This is a genomic window from Spirosoma sp. 48-14 (assembly GCF_001898575.1).
GTDB lineage: Bacteria > Bacteroidota > Bacteroidia > Cytophagales > Spirosomataceae > Spirosoma.
The window spans coordinates 99,380-114,801 of sequence record NZ_MKUD01000025.1 but is presented as its reverse complement, the minus strand read 5'-3'; the positions used below and the strand labels follow the sequence as shown (position 1 = coordinate 114,801).

At 43.4% G+C, this 15,422-nt stretch carries 15 protein-coding genes; 8 read left to right on the top strand and 7 right to left on the bottom strand.

What is annotated here, in order from left to right; all coding sequences use genetic code 11:
* Positions 1 to 148 precede the first annotated feature (148 nt).
* The 3 genes from BGO59_RS15310 to BGO59_RS15300 all read left to right on the top strand — a co-directional run bounded on the left by BGO59_RS15310 (position 149) and on the right by BGO59_RS15300 (position 3,997).
* Complete coding sequence (locus BGO59_RS15310) at positions 149 to 2,149, top strand: FAD-dependent oxidoreductase (protein ID WP_293684495.1); 2,001 nt, start codon at positions 149 to 151, stop codon at positions 2,147 to 2,149.
* A gap of 231 nt (positions 2,150 to 2,380) precedes the next feature.
* Complete coding sequence (locus tag BGO59_RS15305) at positions 2,381 to 3,592, top strand: pyridoxal phosphate-dependent aminotransferase (RefSeq protein ID WP_293684565.1); 1,212 nt, start codon at positions 2,381 to 2,383, stop codon at positions 3,590 to 3,592.
* 102 nt (positions 3,593 to 3,694) lie between these two features.
* A complete protein-coding gene (locus BGO59_RS15300) occupies positions 3,695 to 3,997 on the top strand; it encodes a DUF1330 domain-containing protein (RefSeq protein ID WP_293684494.1) in 303 nt (100 codons plus the stop codon).
* A 253-nt stretch (positions 3,998 to 4,250) separates the two neighbouring features.
* Here BGO59_RS15300 and BGO59_RS15295 read toward each other — a convergent pair whose 3' ends face one another.
* Positions 4,251 to 4,715 (bottom strand): DUF1772 domain-containing protein, encoded by a 465-nt coding sequence (locus BGO59_RS15295; protein ID WP_293684493.1) that lies wholly within the window; start codon positions 4,713 to 4,715, stop codon positions 4,251 to 4,253.
* A gap of 276 nt (positions 4,716 to 4,991) precedes the next feature.
* On the opposite strand from BGO59_RS15295, the gene BGO59_RS15290 reads away from it, so the two are divergent.
* The 3 genes from BGO59_RS15290 (at position 4,992) to BGO59_RS15280 (ending at position 7,739) form a co-directional block, all read left to right on the top strand.
* On the top strand, positions 4,992 to 6,257 hold the full coding sequence (locus BGO59_RS15290; RefSeq protein WP_293684492.1) for a hypothetical protein: 1,266 nt from the start codon (positions 4,992 to 4,994) through the stop codon (positions 6,255 to 6,257).
* A 37-nt stretch (positions 6,258 to 6,294) separates the two neighbouring features.
* A complete protein-coding gene (locus BGO59_RS15285) occupies positions 6,295 to 7,059 on the top strand; it encodes a DUF5958 family protein (RefSeq protein ID WP_293684491.1) in 765 nt (254 codons plus the stop codon).
* Between the two features lie 236 nt (positions 7,060 to 7,295).
* A complete protein-coding gene (locus tag BGO59_RS15280; protein ID WP_293684490.1) occupies positions 7,296 to 7,739 on the top strand; it encodes a response regulator in 444 nt (147 codons plus the stop codon).
* On the opposite strand, the gene BGO59_RS15275 is transcribed toward BGO59_RS15280, so the two are convergent.
* The 4 genes from BGO59_RS15275 to BGO59_RS15260 form a co-directional block, all read right to left on the bottom strand.
* On the bottom strand, positions 7,708 to 8,100 hold the full coding sequence (locus BGO59_RS15275; RefSeq protein WP_293684489.1) for a hypothetical protein: 393 nt from the start codon (positions 8,098 to 8,100) through the stop codon (positions 7,708 to 7,710). The two genes, BGO59_RS15280 and BGO59_RS15275, sit on opposite strands and share 32 nt — an antisense overlap.
* Before the next feature lie 382 nt (positions 8,101 to 8,482).
* The gene (locus BGO59_RS15270) at positions 8,483 to 9,313 is read right to left on the bottom strand and encodes an SPFH domain-containing protein (protein WP_293684488.1); all 831 of its coding nucleotides are present in this window, start codon (positions 9,311 to 9,313) and stop codon (positions 8,483 to 8,485) included.
* Positions 9,310 to 9,498, bottom strand: a complete 189-nt coding sequence (locus BGO59_RS15265) for a hypothetical protein (protein ID WP_080056756.1) — start codon at positions 9,496 to 9,498, stop codon at positions 9,310 to 9,312. Before BGO59_RS15265 ends, BGO59_RS15270 begins: the two co-directional genes overlap by 4 nt.
* 184 nt (positions 9,499 to 9,682) lie before the next feature.
* A complete protein-coding gene (locus BGO59_RS15260) occupies positions 9,683 to 10,186 on the bottom strand; it encodes a hypothetical protein (RefSeq protein WP_293684487.1) in 504 nt (167 codons plus the stop codon).
* 177 nt (positions 10,187 to 10,363) lie between these two features.
* On the opposite strand from BGO59_RS15260, the gene BGO59_RS15255 reads away from it, so the two are divergent.
* On the top strand, positions 10,364 to 10,636 hold the full coding sequence (locus BGO59_RS15255) for a hypothetical protein (protein ID WP_293684486.1): 273 nt from the start codon (positions 10,364 to 10,366) through the stop codon (positions 10,634 to 10,636).
* Positions 10,637 to 11,037: 401 nt separating this feature from the next.
* On the opposite strand, the gene BGO59_RS15250 is transcribed toward BGO59_RS15255, so the two are convergent.
* Both BGO59_RS15250 and BGO59_RS15245 read right to left on the bottom strand, forming a co-directional pair.
* Complete coding sequence (locus BGO59_RS15250; RefSeq protein ID WP_293684485.1) at positions 11,038 to 12,189, bottom strand: hypothetical protein; 1,152 nt, start codon at positions 12,187 to 12,189, stop codon at positions 11,038 to 11,040.
* A 1,482-nt stretch (positions 12,190 to 13,671) separates the two neighbouring features.
* Complete coding sequence (locus BGO59_RS15245) at positions 13,672 to 14,163, bottom strand: helix-turn-helix domain-containing protein (protein WP_293684484.1); 492 nt, start codon at positions 14,161 to 14,163, stop codon at positions 13,672 to 13,674.
* A 622-nt stretch (positions 14,164 to 14,785) separates the two neighbouring features.
* Here BGO59_RS15245 and BGO59_RS15240 point away from each other — a divergent pair.
* Complete coding sequence (locus BGO59_RS15240; RefSeq protein WP_293684483.1) at positions 14,786 to 15,013, top strand: hypothetical protein; 228 nt, start codon at positions 14,786 to 14,788, stop codon at positions 15,011 to 15,013.
* Positions 15,014 to 15,422: the final 409 nt, after the last annotated feature.

Sequence of the window (15,422 nt, the reverse complement as noted above, 5' to 3'; positions counted from 1 at the left end):
TTGTCATTCAATTGTCATTGGTAGTCTTTAGGCTACTAAATCAATGACAACTGAATGACAATCAATGACGACATAATGACCGCTGAGGGTAGGGCAACGCAATAAATTTCTTTGGGTATAGGTGTCCGCCAATTTGTTTCCATTCCTTATGAAAAAACTGCTTCTTCTAATTCCCTGTTTCGCTGTACTCTTTACAAAACTTAGTGCTCAAACAGGTCCCTTGACGGTCGATGTGTGCGTCTATGGCGGCTCATCGGCAGGCGTTATGGCCGCCTATACAGCTAAGAAAATGGGTAAGTCCGTGATCCTGATCGAACCCGGTCGTCATCTGGGCGGGCTGACATCCGGTGGCCTGGGCTACACCGACATTGGGAACAAATTTGCCATCTCTGGTATTGCCCGCGACTATTACCGCCGTATCGGCAAACACTACGGCAAGTTTGAACAGTGGATTTTTGAGCCCCACGTGGCGGAGGACCTGTTTAAAGAATACGTTAAACGCGCCGATGTAAATGTGCTGTATAACCATCGGCTGGCGTCGGCAAAAAAACAGGGCGATCGCATTCAAAGCATTACAATTGAACCGTCGACGGGTGGGGGAGGAAACCGGGTGATTCAGGCGAAAATGTTTCTGGATTGCACCTACGAAGGCGATCTGATGGCCAAAGCGGGGGTTAGCTACACCGTTGGACGGGAAGATAACAAGACTTACAACGAAACCTATAACGGCGTTCAACTGCTGGATAAGCACCAGTTTGTCGACGGCGTTGACCCGTACAAAATTCCCGGAAAGCCCGAAAGTGGTTTATTATGGGGCATTAGTCCGGCTCAATTGCAGCCGATTGGCAGTGGCAATAAACAGGTGCAGACGTATAACTTCCGCATCTGCCTCACGAATGACCCGGCCAATATGATTCCCATTACCCGGCCCGAAGGGTACGATTCGACCCGGTATGAATTGCTGTTACGGGCCATCGACAAAAACCCGAAACTAGGCTTCAACACAATTATTAAACCGGACTGGATGCCCAATCATAAGACCGACATTAATAACAACGGCCCTTTTTCGACCGATATGATCGGGATGAATTACGATTATCCGGAAGGAAGTTATGCGCGTCGGGCAGAGATTCAGAAACAGCATGAACTGTATAACAAAGGCCTACTGTATTTTATCGGTCACGACCCCCGGATGCGTAAAGACATTCAGGCTGAAATGCTCAAACTTGGCTACCCTAAAGATGAATACACCGACACGGGCAACTGGTCGACCCAGATGTATGTACGCGAAGCCCGGCGAATGGTTGGCGAGTATGTCATGACGCAGGCCAACTGCCAGGGCCGCGAGGTAGTTCAGGATGGCGTAGGTATGGCAGCTTATACCATGGACTCGCATAATTGCCAGCGGATTGTGATCGAAAAAAATGGCGTGAAAATGGTGAAGAACGAAGGCGATGTGCAGGTGGGTGGGTTTCCGCCCTATCCGATTGCCTACCGTTGTTTAGTGCCGAAAGCCGCCGAATGTAAAAACCTGCTGGTGCCGGTTTGTCTGTCGGCCAGTCACATCGCCTACGGATCGATTCGGATGGAGCCTGTTTTCATGGTACTGGCTCAGTCGTCGGCCATTGCCGCCAGCATGGCTATCGATGGCAACACGTCGGTACAGGCTATTGATGTGAAGAAACTACAGCAGGTACTTAAAACCAATCCATTGGCCGATGGCAGCACGCCCGAAATACTGGTCGATAATGATGATGCCGCCCATGTAACCCATACCGGCGAGTGGAAGCGCGATAACAAGGGGGCATATGGGCTCAGCTTTTTCTCAACAACCGCCGATGGAGCCACGAAAACCATGCGCTTCACGCCCGATGTGACCAAAGCGGGTTCGTATCGGGTATATCTATATTTCCCAAAGCTGGCGGGTGCGTCGGCAAACACACACATTACCGTTTCGGATGGCAAACAGCCGAAAGCAATTACCATCCGCGAAGCCGATATTCGGGTGGAAGGGCAAACAGCTGGAGAGTGGGTATCGTTAGGGGACTACTCGTTATCGCCCGGCCAGAAAAATTATGTCGAAGTATCCACCCTGGGTGCCGATGGGGTCATTGTTGCGGATGCAGTACTGTTCGTGCCCAATAGGTAACAATATAGCGATAGGTTGGTAGTCATCCCCGCAAACCGGCTGGTTTGCGGGGATTTTTGTTTGGACTTCTCAAACGTTTTGTCAAAGACGAATATTTACCGCCAATACGAATAGATTATTTTGGTAACGGCCTGATTAGCCACTGATTTTACTCGATAGTTTCTGTACTTTTGCGGGATGGAATTAGACAGCATTGACCTCGAAATACCTGAGGAAGTAGAAGTACCTGGGATGGAAATACTGAAAAGTGATCGGCTTACCCATTTAAAATACGACATTCGGGGCCCTATTTATGAGAAATCGCTGGAACTGGAAAGCCAGGGATACAAGATCATCAGTCTGAACATCGGGAATCCAGCCACGTTCGGCTTCGATGCGCCTGACGAAATTGTCCACGATATAATCCTCAACATCCGTAATGCACAGGGATATGCCGATTCGCGTGGATTGTTTACGGCCCGAAAGGCGGTCATGCACCATACCCAGAACATTGGCATGCAAGGGATTACGATCAACGACATCTACATTGGCAATGGTGTCAGCGAGTTGATCATGCTCTCCATGCAGGCCCTGCTTAATGAAGGTGACGAAGTGCTGGTTCCATCGCCCGATTACCCGCTCTGGACGGCTTCGGTAGCCTTCTGTGGAGGGAAGCCCGTTCATTATACCTGCGACGAAGCGTCGGACTGGAACCCTGATCTGCGTGATCTGGAACGTAAAATTACCCCACGTACGCGAGCCGTAGTGGTCATCAACCCCAACAATCCGACGGGGGCCGTGTATGACAAGGCAACGCTGGAAGGGATTGCCCGGATAGCCGAACGGCATAAACTGATTGTCTTTTCGGATGAGATCTACGACCGCATTCTCTATAACGGAGCGGTTCATTATCCAATTTCCAAGATGGTAAACGATACCCTGTGTATCACGATGGGGGGGCTGTCGAAAAACTATCGGGCGGCTGGCTTTCGGGGTGGCTGGATGATTCTGAGCGGGGCCCGGCAACGAGCCAAGTCGTATATCGAGGGGCTGACGTTGCTGGCAAGTATGCGGCTCTGCGCCAACGTACCTACTCAGTTTGCCATTCAAACGGCGTTGGGCGGTTATCAGAGTATCAATGATCTGGTGATGCCAACGGGTCGCCTTTACAAGCAAATGATGCTGGCCTATGAACGTATGATTGCGATCCCCGGCATTTCCTGCGTGAAACCAAAAGGCGCTTTATATATTTTTCCGAAAATCGATCTCACTCAGTTTCATCTGGAAGACGATGACGATTTTGTGCTGAATCTGCTGACTGAACAGAAAGTGCTGGTTGTGTCGGGTAACGGGTTTAACTATACGCACAACGACCACTTCCGGATTGTATGCCTGCCAACCATCGATGAACTGAATCTGGCCATCGACCGGATTGAGCATTTCCTGGAAAGTCGGCGGAAATAAAAACGAGTAATATAGTCTTTAGGCACAGAGCACATAGAGTGGATAGTCGATTCTCTATGTACTCTGTGCCTTTGTCTTTAATCCATTTGTAGCCTAAAACCGATGCTTTACTTCATTCAGATTCTGTACGTGCACGAAGGGCATGAAGAAACCTTTCATTCGTTTGAAGACCATGTGTTGCCTTTGCTGCAACGACACAACGGGGTATTGGTGTACCGGGCAAGGCCGGCCAGAGAAGCCATCATTGCTACCGAAATGGGTTACCCCTATGAAATTCACATCGTAACGTTTCCGGCACAGACCGATTTTGAATCGTATCGTGATGATCCTGAACGAACGCAGTTCCTATACTTAAAAGATCAGTCTGTAGAACACGTTATGCTAATCAAAGGGGCTATGCTGTAATGCGGGCAGGAGCCTGCAATCAGGAGCCTTATGCGCGGATTTCTACTTAGCTTGTACCCGGTAAGCTAGTTAATTGAACAGATGCCAGATAAAGTTTACGAACAGCATGAATAAGGCAAATGAGATAGCAAAAACGAGCGTCCACGGGCCGGGGATCGGTAAAAGAAGTTTACGTTTCATTGTGTAAGAGAATAGTGCTAAACTTGCTATCCTAATAGACTCCGTTTTTTCTAAAAGTCACATTTAGTAACTCCTAGTTAGAAATAACTAGCAGTGCCAAAACCCAGGCCAGTAGGACAAAAGCATTTCGTAGGTAATTGGCATTAGTCCATAAAGATGCCAGACGACTGGTTTGGAAAGCTTCAGGCGTTTTGTTGTTTTGCAGTTGTACGATCGTGGGAATAAAAAAAACGAACGTACTGACCCGCTCAATCAGAGCAGTGAGGGCTGCGGCAAGCCACAGGCTACGATTGGGGGAAGTTGTTTGCCACGCAACGACCAGATTGGCCAGTGTGAGTAAGGTAAGTGGAAGGGTTGTAACAAATGCCCAAAAGCGTCTTCCAACATCAAATTTGGCGATTGAGGCTGTATCGACCTGATAGCTACCAGCGACTGATTTAGGAAACCAGTAGGGAATAACGATTCGGCTTTCGTATAGACCGGCCCCAAAAGCAGTGCCCAGGTTGAGGATAAACAGAATAAGCAGGGTCTCAGACATAGAGTATTACGAGTTTATTGGTAGACTATGAATAAATATTCTGCCAACAAACCTACGACTACAGCACCAACCAGGCCGATAAACGAGCGTCAAGCCACGAATCAGACGGATAAACGCGTAAATTTTAGCGATGAAATGGCTTCAGTATCCACAAAAGAGATGGCAATCAGGCTGTTCGCCTTCCATTGCAAACATTTGTTCCGGTAATATAAGCTGGTAGTTTAGGCAGAATAGCGTCTTTTCAGGAGGAGAGGTATTTTTACCAAGGTACGCATCATGAAGATAAAAGCTATTTTGTGGCTATTGATTGCCCTGATACAAGCAAGCTCCCTTTCCATCAGTGCGCAATCCGTAGGACAAACGCTGGCTCCGTGGAAGATAGGTAATCTGGATATTCATCATATCAATACGGGCCGGGGAAATGCTACGTTTTTCATCCTGCCCGATGGAACAACGCTGCTGATTGATGCCGGAGCGCTCGATCCAACGGCTGAACGGACGTTGAGCCCCCGAAATACCAGGGCTGTACCCAATGCCGATCGGCAGCCGGGCGAATGGATCGCTCGTTACATTACGCGCTTCATGACGATGAGTCAGCTAGAGCCCCGGCTGAACTATGCCCAGTTGACCCACTTCCACAACGACCACATGGGAAGTCCGTCATCCCTATCGCCCAAAGCCGAACAGGGGAATTTTGTGTTAACGGGCATCACACAGGTAGCAGCTTATCTGCCCATTGATAAACTGATCGATCGGGGCTGGCCCGATTATGCCTACCCTTACCCGCAGAACAATTCAATGATGACCAATTACCGGGCATTTGTCGACTGGCAAAGCAAACAGAAAGGCACCGTTTTTGAACGAAGTAAGCCCGGTCGAGCCGACCAGATTACCCTGAACAAAGACCCTTCGACCTACGCGAATATGTTCGAGATCCGAAACATCATTGCCAATGGGGAATTATGGACAGGTACGGGAACGACCACCCGGCAACTCTTTCCCGACCGCTCGTCCCTGAACACCTCGCAGCTACCGTCCGAAAACATGTGCAGTATTGCCATACGGCTTCGCTACGGAGCATTCGATTATTTTTCGGGGGGTGATTTGCCGGGCGTTGTCCGATTTGGGTCCCCTGCCTGGAATGACGTTGAAACGCCCGTGTCGAAGGTAGTCGGGCCTGTCGACGTGCACATACTTGACCATCACGGTAATCGGGATTCGCAAAATGACAACCTGCTGGCGGCCCTTCGTCCGCGTGTATTTGTGATACCTGTGTGGTCGTCCGACCATCCCGGACATGATGTGCTGGACCGGATGTACTCGCAGGACATATATCCTGGTGATCGGGATGTTTTTGCAACCGATATGCTGGAAGCCAACAAACTGGTCATTGGTGAATTACTGAATCGGCTAAAGAGCGACAAGGGTCATATTGTGGTTCGGGTAGCGCCCGGTGGCGCCACGTATCAGGTTATCATTTTAGAGGATTCCAAGGAAAACATGGCGGTGAAAGGAGTGTTTGGTCCCTATCAGTCGCGATGAGTGCAGTACCATATTATCACCCACAAACCGATTTGTTATGCGCCTGGAGGATGAGGTTCGTGTTGTGCAGTTTGCGCAGGGAGTCGGTTCAGACTCCGAATTGATCAACCGCTTTCAGCAACTTGGGAAACGGGAAAAAGTGATTGTTTTCTCTGACCTAAGCGGCTTCGTACAGGATTTGAACCCTACGGAGGCTGAAGTCGATCAGGCAAATGGCCTGCGTGAACAGATCGGGATTGAACTACCCGAATCGGTATTAAAAGGGCATTGGTTAGCTACCATGCAGCATATTCTGTTTATGCCGGGCGACCATTGTGATGCACTCAATACACTGCTGCTTTATCTGTTCAGGATCGTTTACCAGCGGCATTATACCCTGCTAAAAGGTGAGGCAGATAACTGGTGGTACTGGGATCTGTCGGACCAAACGATTGTTGAGTCGATTCTGGAAAAGCACCGGACGGCAATAGAAGATGGATACACGAATCCGAGCTTTCGGATGGAATTTGAAACAGTAGCCCGATTATGGAATAAAACGGGGGCTACTGCTCAGGTTGAACCGGCTACTGTAGAACCAGTAACCCCACCTAATCCTGTTTTCCTGAGTTACGACCAGGTGTTGACGGTCTCCCTGAATAATCTTGTTACCTATATGTCGCCCGGCCTGTCGATTCTTCTCTCTTCATTAACGAATGCATTTTCGGTTAAATACCAGATACCGACCGAACAGGCACGTAAAATCGTCCTGGCAGTGCTGGAAAGGTATCTTATCGCCATGTATAATCGGAGTTTATTTAACTAACTGGCTATTCAACGGACTTACCGAAGATCCCTCGTTCCTCGGGATGATAAAAACACACCGATCAAGAAGCAATTTTGTGAAGTTTAAACAGGTTTAAAATAAATAATTTTTATAAATAACTGAAAATCAATTATCTATTTTTAGATTTAGCGGTATGGATGAAATTCGTAGGGAAGGTTTGGCCGCTAGTTGGTTACTACCTGAAACTATATCCATGCCTTTTTAAGGTATAGCGTATGACTGTGACATCTCTACCTGAGAATAACCTCGAAAAAGTAGTATATCTAGTAGACGATGATGAAGAAGATGCAGCTCTGTTTGAAATGGCCATGCACCAGTTCATACCGAATTGTCGACTCCGGATTTTCTACAATGGACTTATTCTACTGGAGGTACTCAGAGAGCCAGCCGCCAAACCAGATTTGATTTTTCTGGATTTATACATGCCGTATCCCGATGGCATTGAGATTCTGCTGCAACTTAAAATCAATAAGGCACTGGCCGGTATTCCTGTCATTATCCTGACGGGGGTTGACGATACTGAAAAAGTGTCTATGGCCTATCAACTGGGAGCGCAGTCAGTTATTAACAAGCCGTTCACCCACAGCCAACTGGTCGATATGGTCATTTCAATTCGAGAGTACTGGTTCAAGACGGTGCGTCTTCCAGATCAGGCTTGACCGGCCAGCTAGTCTGGGTCGATTGCTGATACGCTTTAAGCTCCTGCTCGGTTCCGAATAGTTTTGGTTCCTTGATGGGTAGTTTCAGCCGCAATGGCATTTTTACCAGATCCTGATAGGGGCCAATGGGTTTAAGTTCATAAACGGCCGTAGCTACCTTCAGTTCGTAGGTGTCGACGGGTTGATCAATTACGCTCATTTCTTCGAGTCGTCCATCAAAGAAAATACGTTCGATTTTGGCTTCAAAATAGGGGTAAACGGGTCCGTTAGATGTTGAAAGACGCTGTCCGTGTTCCTGATTGACAAAAACGGTAGCGCCCACTTTAAACGGAATTTCAATAGGAGTGAACGTGATCGTCATTGTGGGAATTAGTAGATTTACTTACTAGGGTATTTTTCGGTAAACTGCTTCAATAGGCAAAAGGGGTTAACTGCATGGGTTAATACTTACCTGTATTGCACAATTGATAAACCAAAAATTAGCGTTTTGGTTTTCGTAGTCAACTTAAGTACTTATACGGGTTTCATTCAGCTTATAAGTCAACAAGCAGACATAATACAGGTAGTTGGTAATTACGATTCGTAGCTGTAAATGGATTTTCGGGCAATGATAAATAGGGCGTAATTTCGGTCAGATCTGGCTCGTAACCACGTAACAGTGCATTCGAACCCAACTGATCGACAAGAGCAGGAGCCGAGATATACTACAGGAACTAAAGCATTTCAGATCAGTTGGGTAGGGGTTATTTGGTTGGCAGTTGGATCAGGGTCGACGTGCCCGAGCCAAGTTGTGTGGTAGGCAACTGGCCGTTCCATTTCTTGATCCACTCCTGCTGCACCAGCAGCGGAGTAAGGGTTTTCTGCTTTAGCTCGTTGGCACGCGCTTCGGCTTCAGCCTCAATAATTTTTGCGCGGGCAATCCCATTGGCTTTGGTAACGGCGATTTCGGCCGACGCTTTTTCGGCCGCTATCTGATTCTGGAGCCGTAAAGCATTTTGTACGGCCGTATTTTTGGCGTCGATCATGGCCTGTAACGACTCAGGGGGCGTTAGGTTGGAGGTGATGTTTTCAAAGGCGAACCCATCGTCCGATAAGGCTTTCCGCAATTTGGCTTCAACCTGCTCTTCAAACCCCACCCGGTTATTGACCAGCGAATCAGGGGAGAAAGCATTGGCAACATCGCGGTAGGAGTTGTAGACAATGGTACGCAGGATATTATTTTCAATATCGGGTAGTTCCTTGCGGTATTTGCGATACACATTGGCGCCCTGTCCTTTAACCAGATGATAATTCAGGGTTGGGTCGATCTTGAAGAGGGTTCCCCCTTTGGCACTGACGTTGAACGGGTCGAAATCCTTGGTCTGGGTGAAGGTCGGGTATTGCTCGATAAAGGATGTGAAGGGGTTGTAGAAGATCCAGCCCGTAACATTCTCGATGTCGGAAGCACCCCGGTCGGAGCCAATTTTGCTGACCTTGATCCCTTCGTGGCTGGCATCGACCGTTGTGCAGGAGTTGGCCAGAAACAGAACGATAACGACAAGGAGAATAGCGGCAAGTGTAAGTTTTTTGATCATGGTTTGAAAGGGGATTTAGTAAAGCAGCGCGTTTTAAGGCTGATCCAGATGTAGATCGCAATCAGTAAACCTGCTACGATGAGCAGGAGGTCGCTGGGCTGATTGAGTAGCCAGTACAGGCTCTCCAGAAAAAGAGCCGAAAAAACCAGAAAGCTGAACAGTTGAAAGACTCGCAGGAGCGTCATAGGATCGATTCAGAAATCAGGTTGAAAGTACAAATCCCGTTGGATTGCCCGAATAAGTTGTTTGTAAGCGGCAACGGTATACACTGACTGGTGAAAAAAGGCAACTGGACGGTACCTCCCCGTTCGTACTCGTTTAGCTGAACTATACCTGCACAAAGCCCTGACCACAGGAACCGAACCCGCATTACCGACCGGGTTGGGCTATGATGATAATATCCTGTGAAGGGGAAGGCGATGGAGGGGAGGAGCCAGCCAGGGGAATGCGGAATCCACCACCAACCATACGCTCGTAAAAAAGCCCGGAAAATCGGCTGACCCGCCCTTCATAAAATGGGATCGTGCTGGTGTCTGAAAGCGAAAACCGATAATCGGAGTTGCCTAGCTGGACCCTAACCGCTTTGCTGACAGTCGATTGGATGCCGTTCCGCCAATAAGCAGTTGTCAGGGCAAGCTGATCGGAATCGGTGATGGTAAGTTCTACGGTGAAGTTGCTGATGTCCAGCTTGTTGATGCCGGGTTTATACCCCGTTGAGCCGGGTACTAATGAAAATAGGGTGTCGCCACCGTCGATGTAAGCTGTTACGATATACCGGCCAGCCGCTCCCGCAGCGACTCCAGTAAGTTTGTCGTCGGGTTGACAGGCCATCAGCCCAACCAGCGCAAAAAGAACAATCAGCTTAGTCCTCAATTGGCGTATAGTTTATCCAGTAACACGTACGAACCCAGCCCGTCAGGGCGTAGCACATTGTAAATCTAGGCGTTTAGCGGCCCCGTACCAAGCTGCCCCGACAGATACTGAGTAGGTGGTGGGTAAACACAACGGCATTTTACCTTATCCAATCATACATAAACTAATCGTTCAACGATGAAAACGATTCATTTCTCCATTGACCTACGTTCGTTTTTTCTGGGTGCCCTCACCCTGACCGGCGTCCTGCTGCTGACTAATTTCAAACCGTCTGGACATAGCCCGAGTGAACGGGCCTTGAACGAGAACCGACGCTACCAGGCCGCTACGGGTGAACAGGGATCTATTATTCTGGATACCCAAACCGGGCAATACATCCTGGTGTATGGTCCCGGAAAAGGGCTGCGTACAAAGTTCAATTTCGACGAACTGGAGCCAAAAGCCAAGTAACCGACTCGATTCTACTCTTGTAAAAGCCACGGTTCACCAGCCGTGGTTTTTTATTGACCAATTCAATTAGAAGCTCCAATCTTTCGCCAGACTATCGAAGGCCTATTGAAGCCTTTTCGGAGAATTATCGAATCCAATTTTTAACAAACCTATCCCAACCATGCATACAGAAGAGAACCCCAAACCAGTCCGCAATTTCAAGTAAATCCGGGCCGAGCGCCGACGAGATCGGGTCTATTATCAGAAGGTGTGTTTACACTGTAACTCGAAGTACGAAAGCATTCGAATGGATTCAGCTTTCTGCTGTTATCGATGTGCGAAGGCTTCTAGGCGGAAAAGGAGAAATAGTAATTAAAAAGAAATGACGTTAGCGAATTAAAGCTAACGTCATTTCTTTTTAATTACCTGAAAAGTATACTAATCATTTTTAGAGTAAAGTCTAAAAAATAATTCTTTGGGATTTTACTTTGGTTATTGAGTGGGGTGTTTTCATAAGTATTCGCCCAAACTGTATTAGAAATTATTTGTTCAATTTTGTTTATGAACAGACTGTCGACCGATTTGATGTTTTTTAAGTCAAGTTCTTTGAAGCTCCAAAATCGACTATTTATAACACTTATTATGCTTCTGTCTTTAATATTGTTAGAGAAATTGAATTCCTGAAAGTGATCAATTATACCATTAGTAATTTGAGTTAGTCTCTCTTTAGTTGAATTCGTCTCCTGAGTTTGCTCTTGTATGTTATTAAGTTCATCTAAATGTATTAATAAACTATGGAGTAATCCTATAACCTCACCAATTAAAATTGATGTGAACTCAGAATACTTATAGTTTTCTATCACAAAGTCGCACCAGTGTAAATAGTCATTTAATAATAAACTTGAAATTTCTGGATCTTCATATTTAATAGAGCTATCAAGTATAAATATATTAAATGGACTAAAAGGATATATGTCATGTAGATTTAAGTCAATATTAATGTCTTTTTCTATTAATTTATTATATAATAGTTTATATAGGCTAGTATTAATTGAAGATATATTTTTAATATAATAGTATCTTAAAATTTTTTTAGAATTATGGCTGATATTTTTATGTAAAAAATCTTTATATATTGTTATAATACGATATGAAATATCAAGAGATATATCCTTTTCTTTAGTTATTTCTTTATAAACAATATCATAAAAAACATTTATGTTAAAATTCCATAATATATCAAGATATTGTCTAGTCGAATAAAAAATATGCCCTCTTGTTCTATTTAAAGCTATTGAACCTGACTGTACGTCATTCCACGATGGGGCATTGTATGATATATGTGAAAATGCGATTTCCTTGAAACAATCGATTCCTTCAATAATATTATTTATATTGTTTCCTTTATTTATTAAGTTTTGAGTTGAATTAATAAGTTTCAAAAGATTCTTTACTGCAATCATGTTACAATTATAAACAGATGCTGTATAATTAAATGATTTTAAATTCTCGAAAAATGGGCTTATTAATTCACTATGTTGGTCACTATAAATTGATTCAATAACTTTATGCATTATTTTGCAATAGACTATACTGATTTCTGAAACGTTTGTATTGTCATCGCTTGAACAGTTATTTTCAATAAGTTTCTGAAAATGCTTTGTTAAATCTACAAGAATTATTTCTGCGGTTTTGTGATTATTCTGATTAATATAATTTAATAGGATTTCGATAGTAATTTCTATAGTATTTTCTTCAAAGCTTTTAAGGATTAAATAAGTTTGATTGTAATCTTTTGAATACTTAATGTTATCTTTTATGTGTATTAAATTGGTAGACTTTATTGTTTCCTGTAAATCATTGTTTGATAAAGAATAGGCGAATATATATTTTATTTTGTGTAGTAATAAAATTAAGAAGTATATAAAAAAAGATAAACTTAAAAGGAATAAATATTTCTGAATAGGTAAAATATTATTATTTGAAAATGTATAATTAGGTTTTTCCTGTACGACAGCTGTAAGTAAATCTAATATAATATTTAGGCAAAACAGAACTATTATTTCTTGACCTAATGACTTGAAAAGTAAGATTTTGGAATATGCACCGTAGTATTTTTTGTAATTATCGAATGAAAGTTGAATGAAAACAACTGCGAACCCAGCAAAAGTAGCGACAGCACTTAAAAGTGCAAGTGAGACAGTTTGCTGAGTTGTAGATTGAAATGTTAAATTAAATAAGCCGAAATAGAAAATAAGTAGTATAGTAAATGCAATAATTATTGGAATTGTATGATTTATTTGTTTTTTTGAAAATAATATAAACTTTTTTGTGATATATTTAATTGTCTGAAGTTTTTTATTTGATGGATAAACCTTCTCTAAGCGTAATAAATAATTAACTTGATTAATGGTGAAAATTAAATTTTCTTGAAAAATAGACTTAGTTAATTCTGTTATAACAGAATTGATGTCATCATTTGATGTTTTTTCAAATACTTTATTGAGGTTGAACTTGTAAGTATTTTTGTCAAATATTATGTATTCAAAGTAGTTGTTAATTAATTTATAATATGTAGCATAGTGATTCTTTGTTAAACTAATTTTGATATTAGTTATTCGATTTTGAATTTCTTTTTTTGTGTCGGCAAAATAGATTTTTTCTGTATAAAATTTTAATTCAAGATTTAAACGGTCTTCAATTGTCTCTTTAACATGCTTTTATTAAAATTATATCTTAAGTCTTTTAATATTTTATCCGAAAATTCCTTTTCAGACTTAAGGAAATTTGCAACATTATTTCCTGTCGTATACACAGTAGATTAAGATATAGGATACAAATTCGGATACATAGATAAATAAAAAAAGCACTCAAATCGTTGATTATGAGTGCTTTAGTTTTTGTTGAGCAGAGAGAGAGGCATTAGAACCCCCTCCCTGAAATTCTTCTTAACTTACTGATTATGACCGCGCCACGCAGTACTCAACTTTGTGACGATTTCGACGTAACCGCATCTGTAACCGCGAATCGAGCAAAAAAAGGGAAGTTTCCCTTTTTTAAGCAACTAACCCTACCTGCTGAACGGCAGGATGTATACGCACAACAGACCGGCCAGCAGCTACGTCGTTAGGAAAATTTCCTGTAGATGTTAATGGGCGATTCAATAAGGCGTCAATAGTACGTTGCAATCCCTCAGCACGTTTGTCTGCTGCTTCTAATTGCCTATCTTTTATTGATAACTGTTCCCGAAGCTTTGTAAATTCATCTAAAAGGCGTTCTATCACTTGATTGCCGAAGGATTCATTATCTGTTGGCTTAGTACTACCTTCTGAGCGTTGTATTTGACCTATTCCATTAGAAATCCAATCAGTATTAATTTCGGGAAACCGACTGTTTATTGCACCTAGTACTTTAGGGCCTGGATTGTGCATCCCACTGACAATACCATTTATGACAGTAGATGAGACACCAATTTCACGAGCGAAAGCATTTTTGTTAAGCTTTAAAAGGTCTAAAACCTCCTCTAATCGTTTTGCTGTTTCTTTCATTGATTTACGGTCATTATATTGAGTTTCTTGTCTATTCTCTCTTTAAGCTAATGTGTTTGAAAGTATTTGTCACATATTTTTGAAATATGGATAATTTATTGTCCCTAGGTATATATTGAATTTAGAATTTTAAAAGTCTGAAAGACAGTATGTTATCATAAGATTCGAAAAAATAATAAATATTTATGTTTAATAATTAGAAATATATATCTAACATTGTGCGTCAGTTTAACAGTGAATGGACAAATATTGTTACAATCACTGTAAAAACATAGAAATATCTTTGTAAACGGTCATTTTTTTCAATGAGCACCTTGAATGCCCATTATAAGCGGCTGGAAACTCAGGATAGGGAGAGGTGCCTGGCCATGAATGGAGTATTGGCGGCTAGGTTTCACACTAAAGCAGACTGTTTAACCTATTTTAAACGGTCAATCTTGGGTAAAGAGGCTAAGAATGAGGTAGAGATTGATATGAGGGTTTTGCCCTATTACATATTAGAGCAATTTGTTGAGTTTTTTGGCTTTACCTGGGAGGATATACGATCAAATACTATTCCCCCAGTAGGATAAATCCGTCCTTTAGAAGCCATCTTTTATAAACCATTTTTCGGCCAAATTTTATGCACGTCCTAACCAACGACCATGTTACCACTATGCCCATTGATCAGATAAACGTCGATTTTGAACAGGCAAAGGAAGAGTTTGATAGACTCCTGGCACGGGTTGAAAATGACAATCGGCTAAAGCCAATACTCCAGGCGCAAATTCAGGCCGCTCGCTTAAAATACGTTATGCTACGGGCAAAGGCCAAACCAGAATTTGCTGGCAAGATTGCTACAGCCGCGTAGGACAACCAACTGAGTGCGCTATCACTCTAAAAAAGGGCAGGGTGGGACGCTCAACAGGTGAGCGACACTTGGCAGTTGCCAGGAGTTAGGTAGGTTCGACTCCTCCCCATCAGCTATGGAAAGGGATTCCAGAAAGTTAATGGTTTAGGAATTTGGATTTAGTCTTTACGGCCTGGCACGAATCGGGCCGTAAAACTCAACTTATCCATCTGAATCAAAACGTATACCCCTTACCGTTCATTTGCAAACGGGCCTGGTGCATCAGGCCAAACCACTTTTGAAATTTTCAAAAAATCAGCCAATCAGGCTGGGCGGTAGAACTATGCCAATTTGGCATCTTTTTTTGATCGGTTTGCAGTTAAACCCAGAGTTAACTATCTGTTAAACATAGACTTAACTTTTAGACTAA